Source organism: Micromonospora sp. WMMC241 (assembly GCF_027460165.1).
In the GTDB taxonomy this organism is placed as follows: Bacteria; Actinomycetota; Actinomycetes; order Mycobacteriales; family Micromonosporaceae; genus Micromonospora; species Micromonospora humi.
The window spans coordinates 4,094,758-4,119,917 of the sequence record NZ_JAPZBF010000001.1 but is presented as its reverse complement, the minus strand read 5'-3'; the positions used below and the strand labels follow the sequence as shown (position 1 = coordinate 4,119,917).

The following is a 25,160-nucleotide window of genomic DNA, read 5'->3' as shown; positions in this document are numbered from 1 at the left end:
CGAGGTCCCGCCTGCGCTTATCGGATGTTGTCACTGGGCCGGCTGGGGCCGGTGGGTCGGTGCGGGCGAAACCCGCTCGCCGGTACGACTAGGCTGCTGGGCGAGGACGACGACCGGACGGAGAGGGGACGGACGTGCTCGTGGCGGGCTTTCCCGCGGACGCCTTCGGCACCAACTGCTACGTGGTGGCGACCGGGCCGGGGGAGCAGTGCGTGGTGGTCGACCCCGGCATCGGGGTGCTCGACCGGCTCGACGCCGTGCTCGCCGAGCACCGCCTGCACCCGGCCGCGGTGCTGCTCACCCACGGCCACCTCGACCACACCTTCTCGGTCGCGCCGGTGTGCGGCGCGCGGGGCATCGCGGCCTACGTCCACCCGGAGGACCGGGAGCTGCTGGCCGACCCGTCCAAGGCGCTCTCGATGGACCTCACCGCGCTCTTCGGCGGGCGGCTGCCCTACGCCGAGCCGGACGACGTGGCCGAGCTGACCGACGGCGCGACGCTGTCGCTCGCCGGGCTGGAGATCACCGTCGACCACGCCCCCGGCCATACCGGCGGGTCGGTGCTGTTCCGGATGCCCGGCGCCGGCTCGCCCTGGGAGGCCGACGAGATCTGCCTCTCCGGTGACGTGCTGTTCGCCGGCTCGATCGGCCGCACCGACCTGCCGGGCGGCAGCATGCCCCGCATGCTGGCCAGCCTCCGGGAGAAGGTCCTCCCGCTGGCCGACGACACCGTCGTCCTGCCCGGCCACGGCCCCGCGACCACCATCGGCCGCGAGCGCGCGAGCAACCCCTACCTCGTCGAGGTTGCGGATTCCGCGCGCCCGGCCGCGCCCACCCGAGGCCTCTAGACCCGCACCCGCGCCCCGCGCGGGGTCGCAAGGAGTACGCCATGAGCAAGCCCACGCCCATCTCCGGCTTCCCCGAGTGGACGCCGGCGCAGCGGATGATCGAGCAGTTCGTGCTGGACCGCATCCGCGCCACGTTCGAGCTGTACGGCTTCGCGCCGCTGGAGACCCGGTCGGTCGAGCCGCTGGACCAGTTGCTGCGCAAGGGGGAGACCTCGAAGGAGGTCTACCTGCTGCGCCGGTTGCAGGCCGACGCCGACGGGCCGGCCGGCGACGACGCCCTCGGCCTGCACTTCGACCTGACCGTGCCGTTCGCCCGCTACGTGCTGGAGAACGCCGGCAAGCTGCAGTTCCCGTTCCGCCGCTACCAGATCCAGAAGGTCTGGCGGGGGGAGCGTCCGCAGGAGGGCCGCTACCGGGAGTTCCTCCAGGCCGACATCGACATCGTCGACCGGGACACGCTGCCGGCGCACTACGAGGCCGAGATGCCGCTGGTGATCGGCGACGCGCTGCGCGCGCTGCCCATCCCGCCGGTCCGCATCCAGGTCAACAACCGCAAGATCTGCGAGGGCTTCTACCGGGGCATCGGGCTGACCGACCCGGAGGCGGCGCTGCGCGCGGTGGACAAGCTCGACAAGATCGGGCCGGCGAAGGTGGCCGAGCTGCTGGCCGAGACCGCCGGGGCGAGCGAGGCGCAGGCCAAGGCGTGCCTGGCGCTGGCCGAGATCTCCGCGCCGGACGCGTCCTTCGCCGACGCGGTACGGGCCCTCGGGGTGAGTGACCCGCTGCTCGACGAGGGCATCGCGGAGTTGACCGCGGTGGTGGAGACCGCCGCGGCGCACGCTCCCGGCCTCTGCGTCGCCGACCTGCGCATCGCCCGAGGGCTGGACTACTACACCGGCACCGTCTACGAGACGCAGATGGTGGGCTACGAGCGGTTCGGCTCGATCTGCTCCGGCGGCCGCTACGACAACCTGGCCAGCTCCGGCACCGTCCGGTTCCCGGGGGTGGGCATCTCGATCGGGGTGACCCGGATGCTCGGCCTGCTCTTCGGCGCGGAGGCGCTGTCGGTGTCCCGGTCGGTGCCGACCTGCGTGCTGGTCGCGGTCACCGCCGAGGAGGACCGCGCGGCCAGCGACGCGGTCGCGGCGGCGTTGCGCTCGCGAGGCGTGCCGACCGAGGTGTCGCCGTCCGCGGCGAAGTTCGGCAAGCAGATCCGGTACGCCGAGCGGCGCGGCATCCCGTACGTCTGGTTCCCCGGCGCGGACGGCGACGAGGTGAAGGACATCCGGTCGGGGGAGCAGGTGGCCGCGGCGGCGGGCGAGTGGACGCCGCCCCGGGCGGACCTGGTCCCGCTGGTGGCCGGCACTGGCGTCTGACGACGATTCGACCTACGGTGGCGTAAGTTACGCCACCGTAGGGAGAACGTCGTGACCGTGCTCAGCCAGACCGCCCTGCTCGTCGAACTCGAGCCCGTGGTCGAGAAGAACCTCGACCGGCACCTGTCGCTGGCGAAGGAGTGGTTCCCGCACGAGTACGTGCCGTGGAGCGCCGGGCGCACGTTCGACGGCCCGCTCGGCGGCGAGGCGTGGTCGGAGACCGACTCCACGATCCCCGAGGTGGCGCGCACGGCGCTGATCGTCAACCTGCTCACCGAGGACAACCTGCCCTCCTACCACCACGAGATCGCCACGCTCTTCGGGCGCGACGGCGCGTGGGGCACCTGGGTGCACCGGTGGACCGCCGAGGAGGGCCGGCACGGCACCGCGATCCGCGACTACCTCACCGTGACCCGGGCGGTCGACCCGGTGGCGCTGGAGCGGGCCCGGATGGTGCACATGTCCGCCGGCTACCACAACCTCCACGACGACGAGGTGCTGCACTCGCTGGCGTACGTGTCCTTCCAGGAGCTGGCCACCCGCATCTCGCACCGCAACACCGGCCGGGCCACCGGCGACCCGGCCTGTGAGGCGTTGCTGGCCCGGGTGGCGGCGGACGAGAACCTGCACATGGTCTTCTACCGCAACCTGCTCGCCGCGGCGTTCGAGCTGGCCCCGAGCCAGGCCATGCGGGCGGTCGCCGACGTGCTCGCCGACTTCCAGATGCCGGGGGTCGGCATCGACGGCTTCGCCCGCAAGTCGGTGGCGATCGCCCTGGCCGGCATCTACGACCTGCGCCAGCACCGGGACGAGGTGGTGATGCCGGTGCTGCGCCAGTGGAACCTGTTCGAGGTGACCGGCCTGACCGCCGACGGCGAGACCGCCCGCGAGCAGATCGCCGCCCACCTGGACACCCTGGACACCCAGGCGTCCCGCTTCGAGGAGCGCCGAGCCGCCCGAGCCGCCCGCCTCACCCCCACCCCCTGACCCCCCGGGGAGCCTCCGTCGATCATGAAGTTAGCGGCGTTGGGCGTCCGTTTTGTCGCCGCCAACTTCATGATCAACCCCGCCCCTGGCCCGGGTCGGCGTTCCGTTGGGCGTGATCAAGGGCTTTGCGTCGGAGTTGATCTCCGGGGGTGACGCGAACTCCTTGGTCGCCCGACCGCTCGAGTCTGTCCGGATCGGTTGAGCGGGATGGTCTGTGCTCGCGGGGAGTGTGGTCGGGTGGTACGCCATGGGTGTCTGCCGGGCCTCGACGCACCCGTGGCGCTCCACTCGCGGGCTACGCGGACCGCGGGGCCTGATCCTCGACGGGAGTCGCCCTCGCCCCCGCGATCTTGCACTTGTCGCCCCGGCAAAAGACCTTATCCGGACATCTCGGGGGCGGTAAGTGCAAGATCGACGGGAGGTGTCGCGGTGCCCCGCGATCTTGCACTTGTGGCCCCGGCGAGAGGTGCGACCCGGACATCTTGCGGGCGGAAAGTGCAAGATCGCGCGGGGGAGTGGGGGCGGGTGGTCAGGCGGGGGAATCGAGGGGGAACAGGAGGCAGGTGGAGGTGGCGTGGGCGACCAGGCGGTTTGCCGGGTCGGTGAGGCGGGCCTCGGCCAGGGCGGTGCGGCGGCCGCGTTGCAGCACGGTGCCCTCGCAGCGCAGGGTGCCGCTGGCCACGGTGACCGGACGCAGGAACTTCACGCTCAGGTCGAGCGAGGTGTAGCCGACGCCGGCCGGCAGCGTGGTGTGCACCGCGCAGCCGGCGGCGGTGTCCAGGAGCGTGGACAGGACGCCGCCGTGCACCGTGCCGAGCGGGTTGTAGTGGAACTCCTGCGGCAGCAGCTCGACCACGACGCGGCCCTCGTCGGCCTCCATCCGGGCCATGTCCATCAGGCTGGTGATCGGCGGGGCGGCCAGCTCGCCCGCGATCATCGCGCGCATCAGGTCCAGTCCGCTGCGCCGGCCGAGGTGGGCGGCGCCGGCGACCGGGTCGGACCAGGTGAACGTGCGGCTGCGCTCCTGCGTCTCTGTCATGGACCCAGCCTCCCAGTGCGTTGCTGAGTCTGTCAATCAGACCTAGCCTGGTCGGCATGAGACCCGCGGCACTGGACTGGTCGGTGGAGAACTGCACCATCGCGCGCGCCATGGAGATCCTCGGCGAACGGTGGACCGTGGTCGTGCTCCGCGAGGTGTTCAGCGGCGTGCGCCGCTTCGACGACATGCGGGTGCGCACCGGCGTCCCGCGCCAGGTGCTGACCAACCGGCTGTCGATGCTCGTGGAGCGCGGGGTGTTGCGGCGGGAGCCGTACCGCGAGCCGGGCAGCCGGCCGCGCCACGAGTACCGGCTCACCGAGATGGGCCTGGACCTGTGGCCGGTTCTGGTCGCGCTGCTCGGCTGGGGCGACCGCCATCTCGCCGACCCGGAGGGCGCCCCGCTGACCGTGGCGCACCGCGACTGCGGCGCCGAGGTGCGGGTGGCGTTGCGCTGCGCCGAGGGGCACGAGGTGACGGAGCCGCGCGACGTGCTGCCGCGCCCCGGCCCGGGCGCTCGCCGCCGCGTCTGAGCGGCTCGCGCCGGCTCTGACACCCGGTGACGATCTTGTTGCTCAGGTGTTACATCCGGTGGCGGTGCGAATCCGGGCAAACACATGTCTTGCTTACGATCTTAAATATGTGAATACTTTGGTCAGCCCGGACGGTTTCCCCAGGTCGGCCGGGTTGCCCTCGGGCGTTTTCCCATGACGACGCCCGTTCACCCCCGTTCGGAGGTTGTTACATGCGACCCACGAGGTCCACGCTCCGTCGCGCCGCCGCCGTCGCCGTGGCCGGTACCCTGGTCACCGGTTCTCTGCTCGGCGCCCCCGCCCAGGCCGCCCCCGCGTCGCCCGCCTCACCCGACGCCGCCGCCGGCCTCGTCGCCAAGCTCGGCGACCGCGCCGCCGGCACGTACGCCGACGCCAGCGGCAAGATGGTCGTCACGGTGACCGACACCGCGGCCGCCCGCCAGGTGCACGCCGCCGGCGCCATCCCGAAGCTCGTCACCCGCGGCGCCAACCAGCTCAAGGCCGCCACCAGCGAGCTGGAGCGCTCCGCCAAGATCCCGGGCACCGCCTGGTGGACCGACGCGGCGACCAACCAGGTCGTCGTCTCCGTCGACAGCACCGTCACCGGCGCCAAGCTGGAGCGGGTCAAGGCCGCGGCCGCCCGCACCGGTGGCGCGGTCCGCATCGAGGCCGAGGCCGGCACGCTGACCACCCGGATCTCCGGCGGCCAGGCCATCTACACCGGCGGATACCGCTGCTCGCTCGGCTTCAACGTGCGCAGCGGATCGACCTACTACTTCCTCACCGCCGGTCACTGCACCAACCTCGGCTCGACCTGGTACTCGAACTCCAGCCAGACGTCCGTGCTGGGCACCCGGGCCGGCACCAGCTTCCCGGGCAACGACTACGGCATCGTCCGGCACAGCAACTCGGCCAACGCGGCCGGCAACGTCTACCTCTACAACGGCAGCTACCAGGACATCACCTCGGCCGGCAACGCCTACGTGGGCCAGTCGGTCCGGCGGTCCGGCAGCACCACCGGCCTGCGCAGCGGCTCCGTCTCGGCCACCAACGCGACGGTCAACTACGCCGAGGGCAGCGTCTCCGGCCTGATCCGCACCAACGTCTGCGCCGAGGGTGGCGACAGCGGCGGCTCGCTGTTCTCCGGCACCACCGCGCTCGGCCTCACCTCCGGCGGCAGCGGCAACTGCTCCTCCGGCGGCACCACCTACTTCCAGCCGGTCACCGAGCCGCTCAGCGTCTACGGCGTGAGCGTCTTCTGATCCTCGCTCCACGAACGGGCCGCCGGGCGACCGGCGGCCCGTTCCGCGCGTACCGGGAGTGCCGGCCGCCGGACCGGGTAGGTATCGGCCGGTGAGCGCCTCCCCGACCGACGAGACCGAGACGACCGACCGGCAGCCGTCCGCCTGGGCGCCGCTGCGGTCGGCCGCGTTCCGTGGCCTCTGGCTGGCGGTGCTGGCCAGCAACATCGGCACCTGGATGCAGACGGTCGGCGCGCAGTGGCTGCTGGTCGACCGCCCCGGCGCGGCGACGCTGGTCTCGCTGGTGCAGACCGCCAGCATGCTGCCGGTGCTGATGCTGGCGCTGCCGGCCGGCGCGCTCGCCGACACGTTCGACCGCCGACGGCTGCTGATCGCCGTGCAGTGCTTCCTGGCCGCCGTCGGCGTGCTGCTCACCGTGCTGACCGCGGCCGGCCGGATGCCGCCGGCGCTGCTGCTCACGCTCACCTTCGCCCTCGGTGTCGGGCAGGCGCTCACGCTGCCCGCCTGGCAGGCGGTGATCCCGGAGCTGGTGCCCCGGTCGCAGCTCGTCTCCGCCTCGGCGCTCGGCTCGATAAGCGTCAACCTGGCCCGCTCGGTCGGGCCGGCGGTGGCCGGTGTGCTGGTGGCCCAGGCCGGCGTGGCGGTGGTCTTCGCGGTCAACGCGGCCAGCTTCGCGATCTTCGCGGTGACGCTGCTGCGCTGGCGTCCGGAACGCCCGGAGAACGACACCGTGCCGGAGCGGTTCACCGCGGCGCTGCGCGCCGGCGGCCGGTACGTCCGGCACTCCCCGGTGGTCCGCCGGATCCTGCTGCGGGCCGCCCTGTTCGTGGTGCCGGGCAGCGCGCTGTGGGCGCTGCTGCCGCTGGTCGCGAGCCGCCGGCTCGGCCTCGGCGCGGGCGGCTACGGCGTGCTGCTCGGCGCGCTCGGCGTCGGCGCGGTGGCCGGCGCGCTGGTCCTGCCCCGGGTGCGCCGGGCGCTCACCAGCAACCAGTTGCTGCTCCTGGCCGGGCTGCTCTACGCGGCGGTGCTGGCCGTGCTCGCGCTGGTGCCGGTGCCGGCCGTCGCGGTGGTCGCGCTGCTGCCCGCCGGGCTGGCCTGGATGACGGTGCTGTCCAGCGTCAACGCCGCCATGCAGCTGTTCCTGCCCGGCTGGGTACGCGCCCGCGGCCTGTCGGTCTACCAGATGGTCTTCGCCGGCGGCCAGGCGCTCGGCGCGGTCGCCTGGGGCGCGCTCGGCGAGCTCACCGGCCTGGTCGTCGCGCTCACCGTGGCGGCCGTGGTGATGGCGGTCGGCGCGCTCAGCGTGCTGCTCTGGCCGCTGCGGGAGACCCGGGGCGTCGACCGCGACCCGGCGGCGTACTGGCCCGAGCCGCACCTGACGCTGGAACCGCCGGCGCGCGGCGGACCGGTGCTGGTCACCGTCTCCTACACGGTGCGCCCGGAGCGGCAGGCCGAGTTCGTCGAGGCGATGCGGGTGGTCGGCCGGTCCCGCCGGCGCACCGGCGCGATGCGCTGGGGACTGTTCCGGGCCGGGGAGCGGGCCGACGGCTACGTGGAGGTCTATCAGGTGCCGACCTGGGAGGAGCACCTGCGCCAGCACGGCGGCCGGCTCACCGGGGCGGACCGGGCGGCGGAGGAGCGGGCCCGGGCGCTCGCCGAGGACGACGTCCGGGTCAACCACCTGCTCCCGGCCGAGCCGGGGTGACCCGGCGGGTGCCGGGGAGCCGGCCGGCCCGCCCTGACAGAATGCGGGAAGCAGTCGTGGATTAGATGAGGAGTCGCCAGCCGTGATCCGTACCCACAATGCCGGAAGCCTGCGCGCCGCGGACGCCGGCTCGACGGTGACGCTCGCCGGGTGGGTGGCCCGCCGGCGCGACCACGGCGGTGTCATCTTCGTCGACCTGCGCGACGCCTCCGGCGTCGTGCAGGTGGTCTTCCGCGAGGAGGACGCGCACGCGCTGCGCAACGAGTTCTGCGTCAAGGTCACCGGCGAGGTGACCCGCCGCCCCGAGGGCAACGAGAACCCCGAGCTGCCGACCGGCGAGGTCGAGGTGACCGCGACCGCGCTGGACGTGCTCTCCGAGGCCGCGCCGCTGCCGCTGCCGGTGGACGACCAGGTCGAGGCCGGCGACGACATCCGCCTCAAGTACCGCTACCTGGACCTGCGCCGGGGCGGCCCGGCGAGGGCGATGCGGCTGCGCTCGCGGGCCAACCAGCTCGCCCGCACCGTGCTGCACGAGCGGGACTTCCTGGAGATCGAGACGCCCACGCTGACCCGGTCCACCCCGGAGGGCGCGCGCGACTTCCTGGTCCCGGTGCGTCTGCAGCCGGGCAGCTGGTACGCGCTGCCGCAGTCGCCGCAGCTGTTCAAGCAGCTGCTCATGGTCGGCGGCATGGAGCGCTACTACCAGATCGCCCGCTGCTACCGCGACGAGGACTTCCGCGCCGACCGGCAGCCGGAGTTCACCCAGCTCGACATCGAGATGTCGTTCGTCACCGAGGACGACGTGATCGACCTCGGCGAGGCGATCGTCGCGTCGCTCTGGAAGGACCTGGCCGGGCACGAGATCAGCCGGCCCATCCCGCGCATCACCTGGCACGACGCGATGGCCCGCTACGGCTCCGACAAGCCGGACCTGCGCTACGGCGTCGAGCTGACCGAGCTGACCGACTACCTGCGCGGCACCGCGTTCCGGGTGTTCGCCGGCGCGATCGACGCGGGCGGCTACGTCGGCGCGGTGGTCATGCCGGGCGGCGCGAGCCAGACCCGCAAGGAGCTGGACGGCTGGCAGGACTGGGCCAAGGCGCGCGGCGCGCGCGGCCTGGCGTACGTGGTGCTCGACGCGGAGACCGGCGAGGCGCGCGGCCCGGTGGCGAAGAACCTGTCCGAGGAGCACCTGGGCGGGCTGGCCGACGCGGTCGGCGCGAAGCCCGGCGACGCGGTCTTCTTCGCCGCGAGCACGAACACCCGGGAGGCGCAGGAACTGCTCGGCGCGGCCCGGGTCGAGATCGCCAAGCGGGCCGGGCTGGTCGACGAGAGCGCCTGGGCGTTCTGCTGGGTGGTCGACGCGCCGATGTTCGAACGGACCTCCGACCAGGAGAACGGCGGAGCCGGCGGGTGGACCGCCGTGCACCACCCGTTCACCTCGCCGAACGCCGAGTGGGTGGACCGGTTCGAGGAGGCGCCGGACCGGGCGCTGGCCTACGCGTACGACATCGTCTGCAACGGCAACGAGATCGGCGGCGGCTCGATCCGTATCCACCGCGGCGACGTGCAGCAGCGGGTGTTCGACCTGCTCGGCATCACCCCGGACGAGGCGCAGGACAAGTTCGGCTTCCTGCTGGAGGCGTTCAAGTACGGCGCCCCGCCGCACGGCGGCATCGCGTTCGGCTGGGACCGGGTCTGCATGCTGCTGGCCGGCGCGGACTCGATCCGCGAGGTGATCGCCTTCCCGAAGACCCGTGGCGGCTTCGACCCGCTGACCGGCGCGCCGACCCCGATCACCGGGCAGCAGCGCGCCGAGGCCGGCATCGACGCCAAGCCGAAGGCGCCGGCCGCCCCGCACGCCGGCACCGCCGGCCCGGCCGCGCCGGTAGCCGACCCGACCTGATCCTCGCCTCGTCGAAGGGCCCGCGTCATGATGGCGCGGGCCTTTTCGATCATCAGGGGGACGGATGAACCTGCTCGTGGTGGGCGCCAGCGGCTTTCTCGGCGCCGAGGTGTGCCGGCAGGCGGTCGCCGCCGGGCACCGGGTGGTCGGCACGTACCACTCGGCCGCCGTCGCGGTGCCCGGCGTCGCGTCGCGCCGGCTCGACGTCACCGACCGCGCCGCGGTGCGCGCGCTGCTGACCGGGGTACGCCCCGACGCCGTGGTCAGCACCCCGTACCGCTTCGACGACTGGGCGGTCACCGCCGACGGGGCGGCCCACGTGGCGTCCGCCGCCGCCGAGGTGGGCGCGCGGCTGGTGCACCTGTCCAGCGACGCGGTGCACGCCGGGCGGCCCGAGCCGTACGCGGACGCCGAGGCGCCCACGCCGGTGTATCCGTACGGGGCGGCGAAGGCGGCGGCCGAGACGGCGGTGCGGGCGGTCGACCCGGGCGCGCTGCTGGTGCGGACCTCGCTGATCCTGGGGGAGGGCAGCAAGCAGATCCAGCGCTGCCGGGACGCGCTCGTCGGCCGGGCCACCCTGTTCAGCGACGAGATCCGCTGCCCGGTCGACGTCACCGACCTGGCCGCGGCGGTCCTGGAACTGCTGCCGACCGACCTGGCCGGCCCGCTCAACGTGGCCGGCCCGGACGAGGCCAGCCGCGCCGACCTCGGGCGGCTGCTGGCCCGCCGGCTCGGCGTCGACCCGGCCGGGCTGCGGACCACCACCACGGCCGCCGCGGGCCTGTTCCGCCCGGTCGAGGTACGCCTCGACTCCACCCGGGCCGCCGGTCTGCTCCGGACCCGCCTGCGCGGCGTCGCCGAGCTGTTCGCCTGATCTCCACGAGTTGCACACTTTCTTTGCATGAGTCTTGTGCACAGAAAGTGTGCACAGATATTGTGCTCGCATGGAGAGTGAACCGACCCGCCCCGAGCCGCGCCGGGTCCGGCTCGACCACCAGCAGGTGCGGGTGCTGGCGCACCCGCTGCGGATGCGCCTGGTGGGCGCGCTGCGGGTGAACGGCCCGGCCACCGCCACCCGGCTGGCCGAGCTGCTCGGCACCAACACCGGCGCGACCAGCTACCACCTGCGCCAGCTCGCCGAGGTCGGCATGGTGGTCGAGGACCCCGACCTGGGCACCGGCCGGCAGCGCTACTGGCGGGCCGCGCACGAGGTCACCCAGTGGGAGGCCAGCGACTACGACGACGACCCGGACGCCCGCGCCGCCATCGAATGGATCGAGGCGGACTACATCCGCTTCTTCAGCCACCACGCCGAGCGGTGGGCCGCCCGGCGGCACGAGTGGTCGCCGGCCTGGCGCGACGCGTTCGGCATGGGCGACTTCTTCATGCGCATCCCGGCGGCCCGCCTGGAGGCGATCAAGGCGGAGGTCTTCGCGGTCTTCGAACGCCACCGCGACGAGACCGATCCCGACGACCCCGACGGCGAGCTGGTGCAGCTCTACCTCGCCGCCTTCCCGCTGAGCCCGGTCCTGCCACCCGCCGAGGAGAAGCCGTGAGCGCCCTGTCCGTACGCCAGGTCCGGTTCCGCTACCTCGCGCTCTACGGTCTGCGCTGGCTGCCCAGCGGCCTGCTGATGACCGTGATGATCCTGCTGATGCAGGAACGCGGCCTGTCGTTGTCGCAGATCGGCCTGGTCGCCACCGCGCAGGGCCTGGTGGTGCTGGCGCTGGAGCTGCCCACCGGCGGGTTCGCCGACGCGCTCGGCCGCAAGCCGGTGCTGCTGGTCGCCTGGGTGGTTGCCCTGGCCTCACTGGCGCTGATGGCGGTGGCCGACTCGTTCTGGATGTTCTTCCTGGTCTGGGCGTTGCAGGGCGTCTACCGGGCGCTCGACAGCGGCCCACTGGAGTCCTGGTACGTCGACGCCACGCTCGCCGCCGACCCGGACGCCGAGTACGAGCGGGGCCTGGGCTGGGCCGGCACCGTCATCGGTGTCGCCATCGGCGCCGGCGCGCTGCTCGGCGGCGGACTGGTCGCGCTCGGCCCGGTCGGGCCGGTCAGCGCGCTGACCCTGCCGGTGCTGGTCGCCGTGGTGTTCCAGGCCGTCTCGATCGTGGCGCTGCTGCTGCTGATGACCGAGCAGCGGCCCGCCTCGGGTCCGGCCGCGCTGCGCGCCTCGGTGGTGGAGGCACCCCGGATGGTCGGCCAGGCCGTCGGGCTGCTGCGCCGCAACCGGGTGCTGCTGGCGCTGGTCTCGGTCGAGCTGTTCTGGGGCTTCGGCATGGTCACCTTCGAGTCGCTGCTGCCGGTGCGGCTGTCCGAGGTGGTCGGTGACGCCGACCGGGCGGCGGCGCTGCTCGGCCCCGCCGGCACCGCGGCCTGGCTGGCCAACGCGGCCGGCGCCGCGCTGACGCCGTTCCTGCTGCGCCGCCTCGGCGCCGCGCCGGCCGCCGCGCTGATGCGCGTGCTGCAGGGCGTCACAGTGGTCGGCATGGGCCTGTTCGCCGGCCCGATCGGCGTGCTGATCGCCTACCTGGCCTGCTACGCCGTGCACGGCGCGTCGAATCCGCTGCACATGGGGCTGCTGCACCGGCAGGTCGACGGGCCGTACCGGACCAGCGTGCTGTCGCTGAACTCGATGATGGCCCAGCCGGCCGGGGCGCTCGGCGCGGTGGTGCTCACCGCGTTGGCGGACGCCACGAGCGTCGGCGTCGCGATGCTCGTCGGCGCCGTGATGCTGGCCGTGGCCGCGCCGCTCTACCTACCGGCGTGGCGGGCCGGCCGGGTCGCCGCGCGGTCGGGGCCCGCGCGGTCGGGGCCGCCGGAGTCCGGCGTGTCCGAGTCCGGGGTGGCGGAGGCCGAGGCGGCGCGGTCGGGGGTGGGCCCGGTCCTCCCGACCGGTCCCGCCGGGAGTCCCGCCGGCCCTGCCCCGGTGGCCGCTCCGGCGTCGGCGTCAGCCGCCGGTGCCGGCGGTCCGTCCGCTTGACGCCCGCACCGCTGGCCGAGCCCTTGCCACGTCACCAGCCGGTCCCACCAGCCACATGCCGTTTGCCGCCAGGAGGAGAGTCATGACCCCGATCCGCTCCGTCCGGACGGTCCACCTGCCCGGCCCCCGGTGTGCGCTGCGCGAGTGGACCGAGGCCGACGCGCCCGTCCTGCACGCGTTCCTGACCGAACCCGCCGTGGCCGAGGGTCTGCTGGACGACGGCACGCCCACCCCGGAGGCGGTGGCCGCCGCGATCGCGGCGTGGCGGGCGGCGGGCGGCCGCGAGCCGCGCCCGGAGTACCGGTTGGCCGCGGTCGACGGTGACCGGCTGGTCGGCCTCGGTGCGCTCTCCGTGACGTCGGTGGAGCACCGGCGCGGTGAGATCGGCTACGCGGTGCGGACCGCGTACCAGGGCGCCGGCCTCGGCACGGAGATCACCCGGTTGCTGCTGGATCTGGCGTTCGAGCGGGTGGGGCTGCACCGGGTGGAGGCCACCACACGACCCGACAACGTCGCCTCCCGGCGCGTGCTGGAGAAGGCCGGCCTGCGGCCGGAGGGGGTGAGCCGCAGCCACCTGCTCGTCCGCGGCGTCTGGCGGGACTCGGCCCGGTACGCCGTCCTCGCCGCCGACCGGTTCCACCGTGGAGATTGACGAACAGACCGATCGGGTACATCCGTCGCCGACCTACTGGGAACCCCCACCGGAGGAAACGACATGCTCGCCATTCTCGCGGCCGTCGCGTTCGGCCTGGCGCTGCTGACCGATCTGCTGGACACCAACTTCGGCGCGCCGCAGCTGTTCAACAACTGGACCCTCAGCCTGATCGGCTTCCTGCTGCTCTCGCTCTACCTGGCCGGAGTCGGCTCCGGCCCGCGCGGTGGCGGGGGCGGCCGCTGGTACCGCGGTCGCCGTCCGGGCCGCGGCTGACCGGAAACGACCACCCGGGTCGGGTCGGCGGCGCGATTCCGGCGCCGTCGGCCCGGCCCGGTACTGTTCTCGTGATGGAATCCGACGCCCTCTTCACCCTCGGCGAGCCCGCCGGAGCGCCCGGCGCACCCGCGGGCTCCGGTGGCGTCGACGGGTTCACCGCCGCCCGCGCGGATTCGCCGCTGCCGGTCCGGATGCGGCCGGCCGGCATCGACGAGCTGGTCGGCCAGGACCATCTGCTCGCCCCCGGCGCGCCGCTGCGCCAGCTGGTCGAGGGCGCCACGCCGATGTCGGTCATCCTCTGGGGCCCGCCCGGCAGCGGCAAGACCACCATCGCCCACCTGGTGGCGCGCGCCACCGACCGGCGCTTCGTGGCGATGTCCGCGCTGACCGCCGGGGTGAAGGACGTCCGCGCCGTCATCGAGACCGCGCGGCGGCAGCGCCGCTCCGGCGGCCCGCCGACCGTGCTCTTCATCGACGAGGTGCACCGGTTCAGCAAGACCCAGCAGGATTCCCTGCTCGCCGCCGTCGAGGACCGCACGGTCACCCTGCTCGCGGCGACCACGGAGAACCCCTACTTCTCGGTCATCTCGCCGCTGCTGTCCCGCTGCGTGCTGCTCACGCTCCAGGCGCTCGGCGACGACGCCGTACGCGGGCTGCTGCGCCGCGCGGTGACCGACGAGCGAGGGCTCGACGGCACGCTGGTCCTCACCGGGGAGGCGGAGGACCACCTCGTCCGGCTCGCCGGCGGCGACGTCCGCAAGGCGCTCACCGCGCTGGAGGCGGCGGCGGCCACCGCGAGCGCCACGGGCGTCGACCGGATCGATCTCGCCGTGGCCGAGCAGGCGGTCGACGTGGCGGCCGTGCGCTACGACCGGGACGGCGACGCGCACTACGACGTCACCAGCGCCTTCATCAAGAGCATGCGCGGTTCGGACGTGGACGCCGCGCTGCACTGGCTGGCCCGGATGCTGGTGGCCGGCGAGGACGCCCGGTTCATCGCGCGCCGGATGGTGATCTTCGCGAGCGAGGACGTCGGCATGGCCGATCCCACCGCGCTGACCGTGGCCACCGCCGCGGCGCACGCGGTGGAATACGTGGGTCTGCCCGAGGCGCAGCTCAACCTGGCCCAGGCGGCGATCCACCTCGCCACCGCCCCGAAGTCGAACTCGGCCACCAGCGCCATCGGCGCGGCCGTCGCCGACGTACGTGCCGGTCGCGGCGGCCCGGTGCCGCGCGGGCTGCGCGACGCCCACTACTCCGGAGCGCGCGGGCTCGGGCACGGGGCGGGCTACCGCTACCCGCACGACGACCACCGGGGGGTGGTCACCCAGCAGTACGCTCCGGACGATCTCGTCGGGACGGACTACTACCGGCCCAGCGGGCACGGCGCGGAGCGGGCGGTGGCCACCCGGTTGCCGGTGCTGCGCCGGATCGTGCGGGGGTTGCCGGCACCGGTGACGCGGGGGGAGGCCGGCGCGCCGGCAGCCGCGAACGGGGGCCGGGCGGGCGGCACCGAGCAGGTCGGCGGGGCGAGCGAGGGCGGCGGCGACGCCACCGAGGGGGGTCAGTAGTGATGGCGCGTGGTCCGGAGCGGCCCGGGGACGGCCCCGACGAGCGGCGCGATCCGAAGGCCAGGGGCCGCCGGTGGGGCCGCGGCCGGGCCGAGGCCGAGCCGGAGCAGGCTCCGGCCGGCGAGGAGTTCGGCTGGATCGACGACCTGCGCACGGCCAAACAGCAGCGCGGTGAGCTCGGCCCGGAAGGGCCCGGGCCGGTCGCCGACGCGCCGGGCGGTCCGACGCCGCGATCCGCAGGCGCCTTCCCGCCCGGCCCGGCCCGGCCCGGCGTCGCTCCGAACGGGCCTGTCGGCCCCGGTCAGGGTGTCCCACCGGCGGCCGGTGGGTCGACCCCGCCGCCGGACCGGCCGGCGCCGCGCCCCCCGGCCCCCGGTGGGCCTCCGCCGGGAACGGCTCGGCCGGGCGCACAGCCCCCACCCCCCGGGCGCGCGGGGCCGCAGTCCCCGGCAACGGCGGGGCCGGGTGTCCAGCCTCCGGGTCCCGGGCGGCCGGGGCCGCAGTCCCCGGGAGCGGACCGGCCGGGGCCACCACCTCCGGCGGCGGGCCGCTCCGGGCCGCCACCGGCCGCCGGTCCACCCGGACCCGCACCGCAGCCTCCGGGCCGACCGCACCCGACGGCCGCCGGTGCCGCCGGCCGGACCGGTGCGGCGATGCCGGCGGTGGCTGGTCGCCCCGGCCCGGGGCCGCACCCGGGCCCCGGCCGTCCCGCTGCCGAGATGCCGCCGGCGCCCGGTCGCCCCGGTGCGACGATGCCGGCGGGCGCCGGCCGTCCCGGCGGGGACCTTCCCCCCGGTGCCGTTCGTCCCGGTCCGCCGGCGTCACCCCCCGGTGGCCGACCCGACCCCCGTGCCGCGGGTGCGCGCCGCGGTCCGGACGCGCCCGCGGCGCCGCCCGCCCGGCCGGCCGGTCCCGACGCGGGTGCCTCCCGTCGTCCCGTGGACGGGCCGTGGCCGGGCATGCCCGAGGCGCCACGGCCGGGCGCGGACGCCCCCACCGGCCAGCAACCCCCGGTCCCCGGCCGCCCGGGCGGTCCCCGGATCACGCCGCCGGCCGGTCCGGGCTCCGGACGCCGCGGGCCGGACCGTGGGCCGGTGGAACCGGGCGGGAGCCGACCGCCGTCCGGGGACGGCGACGACGCCCGGGTGGTGACCCCACCCACCCCCCGGGGCCGGCACGGGGCAGAGACACCCGAGGCGCCTCCGGTGGGATCCGGTCCCGCGGGTCGGCCCGCCTCCGGTGGACGCCGCGCGCTGCCCGACGACTCCGGCGCCGTCCGGCCGGTCTCCGGCGCGGGCCGGCGTGCCCGTCCCGACGACGTGCCGGCCGGCATGCCACCCGGCGTGGCCGAGGGCCGGCGTACCCGTCCCGACGATCTGCCAGCCGGTGTGCGGCCGGTCTCCGGTGCCGGTCGCCGCGCACGGCCGGACGACGCGCCGACCGGCGGTGGCCACCGGTCGGCGTCCGGTGGGGTCGAACCCACCGCCCGAGCCGCCCCGGGCGCCGGCCGGCGGGCCGCACCGGAGCCGGACCGGCCGGTGGTCTTGCCGCGCACCGGGAACGCCCCCGTCCTGCCCGGCGCCACCGCGCCCGTCTCCGGTGGCCCGGTGGAGGGGGCGGGCCCGCCCAACCCCCGCCGCGACCCGGGCCGTGGCCGCCGCGCCGCGCCCGGCGAGGCCGACTCCGGCACCGACCCGGCCCGCACCCGGCGCCGCGCTGCCGGCGAGGGCGGGGAGCCACGCCCGCAGCGGCCGGAGCGCCCCGCCGACTGGCTGCGGCAGGCCGGCCGTACGCCGCACACCGACCCGGCCATGCCGGCCGCCCGACGTCCGGCCGGCCCGCCGCCGGTGGAGGAGCCGTCGGCCCGTCCCGTCGGCGCCGACCGTGGGCCGGGTGGCCGTGCCGGCGCGGCGGTGCCACCGGCCCGTCCCGACCAGCCCGGCCCGGCCGTACCGTCGAACCGGGCCGAGCCCTCCGGCGCGGCCGTGCCACCGGCCCGGGCCGCGCAGTCCGGCCCGTCCCGGGCAACGGCGCGCCCGGTCGTGCCGCCCGGCGGTGACCGTGCCGGTGGTGGTCCGGCCCGTGGCGCTGTGCCGTCGGGTCCGGGTGCGCCGGACCTGCACGGCGACCCCGAGCGCAGCGGTGGCATGCCCATCGGCGCCGGCCGTCCCGGTGGACACGGCCCGGCCGACCATCCGACACGTGGCGGAGGTCGCCCGCCCGGCGGCGGGCGGGCCGCTCCCGCCCCGGGGACGGCGGCGGTACGGCCGGCCGGTGACGGACCCGGCCCGGCCCGGCCCGACGGCGCCGTCCCGCCCGGCGGCGTACCCGGGCCGGCGAACGCGCCGGGACCGCGTGGCTCCGCCGGACCGGTGACGGCCCGGGCAGCGGCGGGCGTGGCGCGCCCGCCCGCCCGGGACGAGCAGCCGAGCGGGCGAGGCGCTCCGCCCACCCCGGATGCGGCCCGACCCGCTGCCGCCGTGCCGGCGGTGGCGCGTGCGGCCGCGGTCGTACCGCCGCCGGGGGAGCCCGCGGGGGCACGGCCCGGTGCGGGCGACGGACCGGCGCCGCGACCGGCCGGGCCGGACCCGGCCGAGCCCGGGACGGAGCCCGGCGGCCCGCGCGGCGCCCGCTCCGACCTGCGGCGGCAGCTACGTGAGCGACGCCGGCTGCGGATGGCGGTGCTCGCCCTGGTCAGCCTCGTGCTGCTGGGCGCCGTGCCGCTCTACTTCGGGTTGCGGACGCTCAGCCGCGACCCGGTCTTCGACACCCTCGACGCGCTCGACGTGCCGTCCTGGGCGGCGACGAAGACGGTCGACAACGTCAGCGGCAGCCGCTGGTGCCTGCAGGACTGCCGGTTGCGGGAACGCGCGGTCGAGTCGGAGCAGGGCTGGAAGCAGACCGTCACGGTCTACGAGCAGGCGCTGGCCAAGGACGGCTGGCGCCCCTGGAAGGTCGACCGCTGCCCGGAGGAGAAGGTGGAGGGCAGCTACACCTGCTGGCGTCGGGACGAACTCACGCTCGACCTGTGGGTACGCGACCCCACCTGCACGCCGCCGCCGGTGGACGGGGAACCGGCGCCGTCCGCGCCGCCCGCGACCGCAGCGGGGAAGTGCGCCGGCTCGTTGGTGTCGGTGAAGGTGCGCAACGCGATCGACGACGAGCGCACGGGCCCCACACCGACCACCGATCCGTCACTCACCGGTGAGGATCCGTACCCGACCCTGACCGACGACCCGCTCGGTGAGCCGACCCCGTCACCGTCGTGAGCCGACTTCCATCACGGACGGTAGGGTCTGGGGCTGGCGCGCCCCCCGCTGCCCGGTGACCGGGTCGAGGCGGGGCGCGGTGGGCAGGTACGGTCGCGCGTCCCGGGGCGTCGGTTCCGGAACACTGGTTGAGGAGGACATGCGTGAGTTTTGGAGAGGTCGCGGCGCTCGTCGCGGCGATCGCGTTCGCGATGCTCGTGTTGATCCTGACGCTGCCGATCCTGCGGCTCCGGCACACCGTCGACGCCGCAACCCGCATGATCAACGACCTCAACGACCGCAGCGGGCCGCTGCTCGGTGACGTCAACACCACGGTGAAGAACGTCAACACCGCGCTGGAGCAGGTGCAGACCTCGCTGGACGGGGTGAACCTCCAGCTCGCCAAGGTGGACACCATGACCAGCCACGCGCAGAACGTCACCGCGAACGTGGCGAACCTGGCCACCGTGGTCTCCGCCGCCGCGGCGAACCCGCTGGTGAAGGTGGCCGCGTTCGGCTACGGCGTGCGCAAGGCCGCCTCCGCCCGCCGGCACGCCGAGACCGAGCGCGAGGTCCGCGACACCATCAAGCAGCAGCGTCGGGCCGCCAAGCGCGGCAACCGCTGACCCGACCGGCGTACGCGGGAAGGATGAGAGCATGAGGCGGTTGTTCTGGCTGGGCATCGGCCTGGCCGTGGGCGTCCTGGTGGTCCGCAAGGCCACCCGGACCGCGCAGGCGTACACCCCGGCGGGCATCGCCAGCGGGCTGTCCGAGTCCGCCGGCGGGCTGGTCGAGTCGGTGCGCGCGTTCGTGGACGACGTCCGGGTCTCGATGGCCGAGCGGGAGCAGGAGATCCACGAGGCCTTCGCCCGCGGCGAGGCGTACCAGGACGAGTTCGCCGAGCTGCGGGAGGACCCGCGGATCGGCGACCGAGAGATTTTCCCGGAGGAGCACCAGCGATGAAGACGGCGGAGATCAAGCGGCGGTTCCTCGCCCACTTCGAGGCGAACGGCCACGCCGTGGTGCCGTCCGCTCCGCTGCCCGCCATCAGCGACCCGAACCTGCTGTTCATCAACGCGGGCATGGTGCAGTTCGTGCCCTACTTCCTGGGGCAGCAGACCCCGCCGTACCAGCGCGCGGCGAGCGTGCAGAAGTGCATCCGGACGCCGGACATCGACGAGGTCGGCAAGACCAGCCGGCACGGCACGTTCTTCCAGATGAACGGCAACTTCTCCTTCGGCGACTATTTCAAGTCCGGGGCGATTCCGCTCGCCTGGGACCTGGTCACCAAGTCGGTCGAGGCGGGTGGCTTCGGGCTGGACCCGGAGCGGATCTGGGCGACCGTCTACCTCGACGACGACGAGGCGTACGACATCTGGCGCGCCACCGGCGTGCCCGCCGAGCGGATCGTGCGCCGGGGCAAGGCGGACAACTTCTGGTCGATGGGCATCCCCGGCCCGTGCGGCCCGTGTTCGGAGCTCTACTACGACCGCGGCCCGGAGTACGGCCGCGAGGGCGGCCCGGAGGTCGACGAGGACCGTTACCTGGAGTTCTGGAACCTCGTCTTCATGCAGTTCGAGCGCGGTCCGGGCGCCGGCAAGGAGGACTTCCCGATCCTCGGTGACCTGCCGGCGAAGAACATCGACACCGGCATGGGCCTGGAGCGGATGGCCTCGCTGTTGCAGGTTGTGGACAACCTGTACGAGATCGACGAGGTCAAGCCGATCCTGGACCGGGCGGCCGAGCTGACCGGCAAGCGTTACGGCGTGCACTCGGGGCACGCGGCCAACCAGTCGCACCCGGACGACGTGCGCCTGCGGGTGGTCGCCGACCACGTGCGCACCGCGCTGATGCTGATCGGCGACGGGGTGACCCCGTCGAACGAGGGGCGCGGCTACGTGCTGCGCCGGATCATGCGCCGGGCGATCCGCGCGATGCGGCTGCTGGGCTACCAGGACCGGGCGCTGCCGGAGCTGCTGCCGGTGGCGCGGGACTGCATGGCGCCGTCGTACCCGGAGGTGGCCGAGGAGTTCGGCCGGATCTCCCAGTACGCGTACGCCGAGGAGGACGCCTTCCTGGCCACGCTGCGCGCCGGCACCACGATCCTGGACACCGCGATCGCCGAGACGAAGTCGGCCGGTCAGCCGGCGCTCTCGGGTGACAAGGCGTTCCAGCTGCACGACACGTACGGCTTCCCGATCGACCTGACTCTGGAGATCGCGGCCGAGCAGGGCCTGCAGGTCGACGCGGACGGCTTCCGCCGGCTGATGGCCGACCAGCGCAGCCGGGCCAAGGCCGACGCGCAGGCCCGCAAGACCGGGCACACCGACGTGTCGGCGTACCGGTCGGTGCTCGACGGTGGCGGTCCGGTGGAGTTCACCGGCTACACCGAGCTGAACCGGGAGTCCCGGGTGCGCGCGCTGCTGGCCGGCGGCGCGACGGTCGGCGCGGCGGTCGAGGGCGACACGATCGAGCTGGTGCTGGACACCACCCCGTTCTACGCCGAGGGCGGCGGGCAGCAGCCCGACCAGGGCCTGATCACGGTCGGCGGCGGCCAGATCGAGGTCTTCGACGTGCAGCAGCCGGTGCCCGGCCTGATCGTGCACCGGGCGCGGGTGGTGCGCGGCGAGGTGCGCGCCGGGGAGACCGGGTACGCGGAGATCGACGTCTCCCGCCGCCGGGCGATCTCGCGGTCGCACACCGCGACGCACCTGGTGCACCAGACGATGCGCAACTTCCTCGGCGAGTCGGCGACCCAGGCGGGTTCGCTGAACGCGCCGGGCCGGCTGCGGTTCGACTTCAACACCCCGACCGGGGTGGCGCCGAGCGTGCTGCACGACGTCGAGCAGCAGGTCAACGAGGTGCTCCTGGCCGACCTGGAGGTGCACGCGTTCGTCACCAGCCAGGAGGAGGCCCGCCGGATCGGGGCGATGGCGCTGTTCGGCGAGAAGTACGGCGAGCGGGTGCGGGTGGTCGAGGTCGGCGACTACGCCCGGGAGCTGTGCGGCGGCACGCACGTGGCCCGCTCGGCCCAGCTCGGCCTGGTCAAGATCCTTTCCGAGGCGTCGGTGGGTTCCGGGGTCCGGCGGATCGAGGCGCTCGTCGGCATGGACGCGTTCGGCTTCCTGGCCCGTGAGCACCTGCTGGTGTCCCGGCTGGCCGAGATGTTCCGGGTGCCGGGCGAGCAGGTCGCCGACCGGGTGGAGCAGACCGTCACCCAGTTGCGCGACGCGGAGAAGGAGCTGGAGAAGCTCCGCGCCCAGCTCGTGCTCGGCGGGGCCGGAGCCCTGGCGGCGCAGGCGAAGGACGTGCGCGGGGTCGCGTACGTGGGCACCGAGGCGCCCGAGGGCGCGGCGGCGAACGACGTGCGGACGCTGGCCCAGGAGATCCGGGGCCGGATCGACGCGGCCCGCCCGGCGGTGGTCGCGGTGGCCGCCCGGGCCAACGGCAAGGCCTCCCTGGTGGTGGCGGTCAACCAGGCCGCCCGGGGTCGCGGCCTGAGTGCCAAGGATCTGGTGAAGGCGGCGTTCTCCGGCCGGGGTGGCGGCAGCGACGACCTGGCCCAGGGTGGCGGCCTGCCCGCCGCGGAGGCACCGACTCTGCTGGTCACCGTGGAGAAGGCGGTCGCGGACGCGGCATGAGCGAACGCACCGAGCGGAGCGAGGGCCGTGAGGGCATGCCCAGCCGGCACGGCACGAGCGCACCGATCGACGCCAGGGCGGACCACACGGTCCGCCCTGGCCCGTACCTGCTGAAGGAGTGTCCGGGAGATGGCTGATCTGCCCGTCGGCGTGCGGCTGGGCGTGGACGTCGGCCAGGTCCGGGTGGGCGTGTCCCGCTCCGATCCGCACGGCATCCTCGCCACCCCGCTGGTCACCCTGGCCCGGGACCTGACGGCCGAGCCGGACGCGGTGCCCGCCGACATGGCCGAGCTGGTCCGGTTGGCGGCCGAGCACGAGGCGGTCGGGGTCGTCGTCGGGCTGCCGGTCAACCTCGCCGGAAAGCACGGCCCGGCCGCGGCGAACGTATCGGCATATGCCACCCGTTTGGCCGATGTAATGGGGCCGATTCCGGTGACGCTGACGGACGAGAGGATGTCGACCGTCGTCGCGAGTCGTAGGCTGGCCGAACGGGGCGTCCGGGGAAAGCGCCAACGAGCGGTGGTCGACCAGGCCGCCGCGGTGGAGATTCTGCAGAGCTGGCTGGACGCACAGCGGAGGCGGACGCATGATCGACGATCTTGACCTGGGGTTCGACGAGCAGGAGAGGGGGGAGAAGGGCAAACACCGGCGCGGTGCCGTGCTGCGGCGGCAGGGCAAGTCCGGCGGCGGCCGAGGAAAGACGATCTTCGCTCTCCTGATGGCGTTCGTCCTGCTGGGTGGTATCGGCGGCGGCGCGTACGTCGGCTTCGACCGGATCCGTAACTACCTGGTCACGCCCGACTACGACGGCCCGGGCACCGGCGAGGCGCTTGTCGAGGTGAAGACGGGCGAGTCGCTCACCGACATCGGCAACACGCTCTACGACGCCGGCGTGGTGAAGAGCACCAAGGCCTTCATCGAGGCCGCGGACGCGAACCCGCTCAGCAAGAACATCCAGGTGGGCCGCTACAAGGTCCGCAAGGAGATGAAGGCCGCGGACGCCATCACGCTGATGCTTGACCCGAAGAGCCGGGTGGTCAACGGAGTGACGATCCCCGAGGGGACGATCACGCTCAACGTCTACCAGATCCTCTCGAAGCAGACCAAGATCCCGGTCAAGGAGTTCCAGGCCGCGGCGAAGGACCCGGTCAAGCTGGGCGTGCCGGCTTTCTGGTTCACGCGTGGGGACGGCAAGAAGGGCCCGAAGAGCCTGGAGGGCTTCCTCTACCCGTCGACCTACGAGATCCCGCCGAAGGCCACCGCCGAGCAGATCCTGTCGCTGATGGTGGATCAGTTCCTGGCCGTGACCAAGCAGCTCGACTTCGTCGACCGGGCGAAGAACGACCGCAAGATCTCCCCGTACGAGGCGTTGATCACCGCCTCGATCGCGGAGGCGGAGTCGGTCAACGCGGTCGACCTGCCCAAGGTCTCCAGGGTGATCTACAACCGGATCTACGCCGGCAAGATCGGCTGCAACTGCCTCGGCATCGACAGCGGCATCAACTACTACCTCCGGTTGCAGGGCAAGGACCCGAAGGACTCGGACGATCTGCTGCAGAGCGAGATCAACGACCTGAAGAACCCGTACAACACGCACAACGTCGCCGGCCTGCCGCCCACCCCGATCAGCAACCCGGGCGAGGCCGCGCTCAAGGGCGCGCTGGAGCCGCCGCCCGGTGACTGGATCTTCTTCATGACGGTGGACCAGAAGGGGACCATGGGCTACGGCTCCAACGACGCCGACTTCTTGAAGCTGCGGCGGCAGATGTGCGACAACAAGGTGCTCACCGGGGAGAACTGCACCTGATGCGGGCCGCCGTGGTCGGCCGGCCGATCGCCCACTCGCTCTCCCCGGCGGTCCACTCCGCCGGCTACGCGGCGGCCGGGCTGACCGGGTGGTCGTACACCCGGATCGAGGCCGGCGCGGACGAGCTGCCCGGCCTGGTCGCGGGCCTCGGCCCGGAGTGGGCCGGGCTGTCGGTGACCATGCCCGGCAAGGAGGCGGCGCTCGCGCTGGCCGACGAGGTCTCGCCGGTCGCCGCCGCGGTCGGCGCCGCCAACACTTTGGTACGCCGGCCCGACGGCACCTGGTACGCGGACAACACCGACGTCACCGGCATGGTGGAGGTGCTCACCGGCGCCGGCTGCGTGGCCGGGGCGGTGGTGACGGTGCTCGGTGCCGGCGGCACCGCCCGGGCGGCGATCGCCGCGGCGGCGCGGGTCGGTGCGGCCGAGGTGACAGTGGTGGCCCGCCGGCCCGAGGCGGTCGACGAGCTGCGTCCGGTGGCGGCGGCGGTCGGCGTGCCGCTGGCCGGCGCACCCTGGGACGGCGCGGCCGGGCACGCGCGTGCCGACGTAGTCATCTCTTCCGTGCCCCAGGGGGTGGCGGATTCACTCGGGGAAAGCTTCGACTGGCGACCTGGCACCGTTTTCTTCGATGTCCTCTATGACCCGTGGCCCACTCCGATGGCTGTCGCAGCCATCGCGGCCGGGTGTCGGGTGATCTCAGGGCTGGATCTGCTGCTCGCTCAAGCGGTCGGCCAGTTCGAGCATTTCACCGGGGTGGCGGCACCGCGTGACGCCATGCGAGCCGTTCTTCGGTGAGGGGTTCTGTCCGCGCCAGAGGGACAACGAACGGGCATACCTCGGTGTTATGGTCGACATCCATCGACATCGGGGGATCTCATGGCTAAGATCAAGTTGGCGGCGCGTGCTGCCACTGTCGCGGGCAGCGCTCTGCTCCTGCTCGGCGTGGCCGCCGCGCCTGCCTACGCGGCTACCCTCTCGACGACTGGTGCCAAGGGGCGCTACGAGTACTTCAAGAACGGCACATACCAATTGTGGCTGACCGACACGCTGTCCGACGGGCATTGTGCCCAGTGGCAGGAGAAGGCATCGGGCGGCAGTTGGACCTGGGTCGGCGAGCGGAACTGCACTTCGGGCGAGATCAATGCGGTGTGGCTGGGACGGTCGGGCTACCAGATTCGCATCTGCCGTACCGGCGTCGGCAACTGCTCGACGGCCGTCAAGCTCTGACACCAGGGTGGGGTAGGACGACGCCTCGCCTGGCGCATCATTGTCAGGCGGGGCACCCACCCGATCGACGTGTCCGCAAGGCGGGACGCCGTTGGCA

22 protein-coding genes are annotated in these 25,160 nt (G+C 74.1%); 21 read left to right on the top strand and 1 reads right to left on the bottom strand.

Translation table 11 applies throughout. From position 1 onward, the window contains the following. Window positions 1-134: 134 nt before the first annotated feature. From O7598_RS18480 to O7598_RS18470, 3 genes are read left to right on the top strand one after another with little or no spacing between them, the layout of a single operon-like run. Window positions 135-848 carry an MBL fold metallo-hydrolase gene (locus O7598_RS18480; protein ID WP_269692570.1) on the top strand — a complete coding sequence of 238 codons (714 nt, stop codon included), beginning with the start codon at window positions 135-137 and terminating at the stop codon, window positions 846-848. A gap of 41 nt (window positions 849-889) precedes the next feature. Next, window positions 890-2,224, top strand: a complete 1,335-nt coding sequence (gene hisS / locus O7598_RS18475; RefSeq protein WP_269692569.1) for a histidine--tRNA ligase — start codon at window positions 890-892, stop codon at window positions 2,222-2,224. Window positions 2,225-2,275: 51 nt separating this feature from the next. Continuing rightward, entirely contained in the window at window positions 2,276-3,211 is a 936-nt protein-coding gene (locus tag O7598_RS18470; RefSeq protein ID WP_269692568.1) for an acyl-ACP desaturase, read from the top strand. A gap of 529 nt (window positions 3,212-3,740) precedes the next feature. Here the strand turns inward: O7598_RS18470 and O7598_RS18465 are convergent. Continuing rightward, entirely contained in the window at window positions 3,741-4,250 is a 510-nt protein-coding gene (locus O7598_RS18465; RefSeq protein ID WP_269692567.1) for a PaaI family thioesterase, read from the bottom strand. Between the two features lie 56 nt (window positions 4,251-4,306). Here O7598_RS18465 and O7598_RS18460 point away from each other — a divergent pair, with 56 nt between their 5' ends. The 18 genes from O7598_RS18460 (at window position 4,307) to O7598_RS18375 (ending at window position 25,063) form a co-directional block, all read left to right on the top strand. Then, window positions 4,307-4,780 carry a winged helix-turn-helix transcriptional regulator gene (locus tag O7598_RS18460; protein WP_269692566.1) on the top strand — a complete coding sequence of 158 codons (474 nt, stop codon included), beginning with the start codon at window positions 4,307-4,309 and terminating at the stop codon, window positions 4,778-4,780. A gap of 212 nt (window positions 4,781-4,992) precedes the next feature. After that, window positions 4,993-6,042 (top strand): S1 family peptidase, encoded by a 1,050-nt coding sequence (locus tag O7598_RS18455; protein WP_269692565.1) that lies wholly within the window; start codon window positions 4,993-4,995, stop codon window positions 6,040-6,042. A 91-nt stretch (window positions 6,043-6,133) separates the two neighbouring features. Then, window positions 6,134-7,747: an MFS transporter gene (locus tag O7598_RS18450; protein WP_269692564.1), complete on the top strand. Its 1,614-nt coding sequence runs from the start codon at window positions 6,134-6,136 to the stop codon at window positions 7,745-7,747. A gap of 82 nt (window positions 7,748-7,829) precedes the next feature. Next, window positions 7,830-9,653, top strand: coding sequence for an aspartate--tRNA ligase (aspS, locus tag O7598_RS18445; RefSeq protein WP_269692563.1), 1,824 nt, complete (start codon window positions 7,830-7,832; stop codon window positions 9,651-9,653). A gap of 64 nt (window positions 9,654-9,717) precedes the next feature. Then, window positions 9,718-10,527, top strand: coding sequence for an SDR family oxidoreductase (locus tag O7598_RS18440; protein WP_269692562.1), 810 nt, complete (start codon window positions 9,718-9,720; stop codon window positions 10,525-10,527). A gap of 70 nt (window positions 10,528-10,597) precedes the next feature. Then, complete coding sequence (locus O7598_RS18435; RefSeq protein ID WP_269692561.1) at window positions 10,598-11,209, top strand: ArsR/SmtB family transcription factor; 612 nt, start codon at window positions 10,598-10,600, stop codon at window positions 11,207-11,209. Continuing rightward, on the top strand, window positions 11,206-12,636 hold the full coding sequence (locus tag O7598_RS18430) for an MFS transporter (protein ID WP_269692560.1): 1,431 nt from the start codon (window positions 11,206-11,208) through the stop codon (window positions 12,634-12,636). The genes O7598_RS18435 and O7598_RS18430 overlap by 4 nt, the downstream gene beginning before the upstream one ends. A gap of 82 nt (window positions 12,637-12,718) precedes the next feature. After that, window positions 12,719-13,288 (top strand): GNAT family N-acetyltransferase, encoded by a 570-nt coding sequence (locus O7598_RS18425; protein WP_269692559.1) that lies wholly within the window; start codon window positions 12,719-12,721, stop codon window positions 13,286-13,288. Window positions 13,289-13,351: 63 nt separating this feature from the next. Beyond that, on the top strand, window positions 13,352-13,564 hold the full coding sequence (locus tag O7598_RS18420; protein ID WP_269692558.1) for a hypothetical protein: 213 nt from the start codon (window positions 13,352-13,354) through the stop codon (window positions 13,562-13,564). Between the two features lie 74 nt (window positions 13,565-13,638). Then, window positions 13,639-15,138, top strand: a complete 1,500-nt coding sequence (locus O7598_RS18415; RefSeq protein WP_269692557.1) for a replication-associated recombination protein A — start codon at window positions 13,639-13,641, stop codon at window positions 15,136-15,138. A 2,675-nt stretch (window positions 15,139-17,813) separates the two neighbouring features. Beyond that, window positions 17,814-18,407: a hypothetical protein gene (locus O7598_RS31370; protein WP_442929931.1), complete on the top strand. Its 594-nt coding sequence runs from the start codon at window positions 17,814-17,816 to the stop codon at window positions 18,405-18,407. Window positions 18,408-18,550: 143 nt separating this feature from the next. Further along, complete coding sequence (locus tag O7598_RS18405) at window positions 18,551-19,012, top strand: DUF948 domain-containing protein (protein ID WP_269692555.1); 462 nt, start codon at window positions 18,551-18,553, stop codon at window positions 19,010-19,012. A gap of 31 nt (window positions 19,013-19,043) precedes the next feature. After that, entirely contained in the window at window positions 19,044-19,349 is a 306-nt protein-coding gene (locus O7598_RS18400; RefSeq protein WP_091067180.1) for a hypothetical protein, read from the top strand. Then, entirely contained in the window at window positions 19,346-22,027 is a 2,682-nt protein-coding gene (alaS, locus tag O7598_RS18395) for an alanine--tRNA ligase (protein WP_269692554.1), read from the top strand. The genes O7598_RS18400 and alaS overlap by 4 nt, the downstream gene beginning before the upstream one ends. Before the next feature lie 129 nt (window positions 22,028-22,156). After that, window positions 22,157-22,630, top strand: a complete 474-nt coding sequence (gene ruvX / locus O7598_RS18390; RefSeq protein WP_269692553.1) for a Holliday junction resolvase RuvX — start codon at window positions 22,157-22,159, stop codon at window positions 22,628-22,630. Further along, entirely contained in the window at window positions 22,614-23,834 is a 1,221-nt protein-coding gene (gene mltG / locus O7598_RS18385) for an endolytic transglycosylase MltG (protein ID WP_269692552.1), read from the top strand. Before ruvX ends, mltG begins: the two co-directional genes overlap by 17 nt. After that, window positions 23,834-24,631 (top strand): shikimate dehydrogenase, encoded by a 798-nt coding sequence (locus tag O7598_RS18380; RefSeq protein ID WP_269692551.1) that lies wholly within the window; start codon window positions 23,834-23,836, stop codon window positions 24,629-24,631. The genes mltG and O7598_RS18380 overlap by 1 nt, the downstream gene beginning before the upstream one ends. An 81-nt stretch (window positions 24,632-24,712) precedes the next feature. After that, complete coding sequence (locus tag O7598_RS18375; RefSeq protein ID WP_269692550.1) at window positions 24,713-25,063, top strand: hypothetical protein; 351 nt, start codon at window positions 24,713-24,715, stop codon at window positions 25,061-25,063. Window positions 25,064-25,160 lie beyond the last annotated feature (97 nt).

Excerpts from the sequence above, each read along its gene's own strand:
- O7598_RS18465 (WP_269692567.1), bottom strand. The coding sequence starts at position 4,250 with ATGACAGAGACGCAGGAGCGCAGCCGCACGTTCACCTGGTCCGACCCG.
- O7598_RS18380 (WP_269692551.1), top strand. The coding sequence starts at position 23,834 with ATGCGGGCCGCCGTGGTCGGCCGGCCGATCGCCCACTCGCTCTCCCCG.
- O7598_RS18425 (WP_269692559.1), top strand. The coding sequence starts at position 12,719 with ATGACCCCGATCCGCTCCGTCCGGACGGTCCACCTGCCCGGCCCCCGG.
- O7598_RS18460 (WP_269692566.1), top strand. The coding sequence starts at position 4,307 with ATGAGACCCGCGGCACTGGACTGGTCGGTGGAGAACTGCACCATCGCG.
- O7598_RS18415 (WP_269692557.1), top strand. The coding sequence starts at position 13,639 with ATGGAATCCGACGCCCTCTTCACCCTCGGCGAGCCCGCCGGAGCGCCC.
- O7598_RS18375 (WP_269692550.1), top strand. The coding sequence starts at position 24,713 with ATGGCTAAGATCAAGTTGGCGGCGCGTGCTGCCACTGTCGCGGGCAGC.
- O7598_RS18455 (WP_269692565.1), top strand. The coding sequence starts at position 4,993 with ATGCGACCCACGAGGTCCACGCTCCGTCGCGCCGCCGCCGTCGCCGTG.
- mltG (WP_269692552.1), top strand. The coding sequence starts at position 22,614 with ATGATCGACGATCTTGACCTGGGGTTCGACGAGCAGGAGAGGGGGGAG.
- alaS (WP_269692554.1), top strand. The coding sequence starts at position 19,346 with ATGAAGACGGCGGAGATCAAGCGGCGGTTCCTCGCCCACTTCGAGGCG.
- ruvX (WP_269692553.1), top strand. The coding sequence starts at position 22,157 with ATGGCTGATCTGCCCGTCGGCGTGCGGCTGGGCGTGGACGTCGGCCAG.
- O7598_RS18420 (WP_269692558.1), top strand. The coding sequence starts at position 13,352 with ATGCTCGCCATTCTCGCGGCCGTCGCGTTCGGCCTGGCGCTGCTGACC.
- O7598_RS18435 (WP_269692561.1), top strand. The coding sequence starts at position 10,598 with ATGGAGAGTGAACCGACCCGCCCCGAGCCGCGCCGGGTCCGGCTCGAC.
- O7598_RS31370 (WP_442929931.1), top strand. The coding sequence starts at position 17,814 with ATGGCGGTGCTCGCCCTGGTCAGCCTCGTGCTGCTGGGCGCCGTGCCG.
- hisS (WP_269692569.1), top strand. The coding sequence starts at position 890 with ATGAGCAAGCCCACGCCCATCTCCGGCTTCCCCGAGTGGACGCCGGCG.
- O7598_RS18400 (WP_091067180.1), top strand. The coding sequence starts at position 19,044 with ATGAGGCGGTTGTTCTGGCTGGGCATCGGCCTGGCCGTGGGCGTCCTG.
- O7598_RS18440 (WP_269692562.1), top strand. The coding sequence starts at position 9,718 with ATGAACCTGCTCGTGGTGGGCGCCAGCGGCTTTCTCGGCGCCGAGGTG.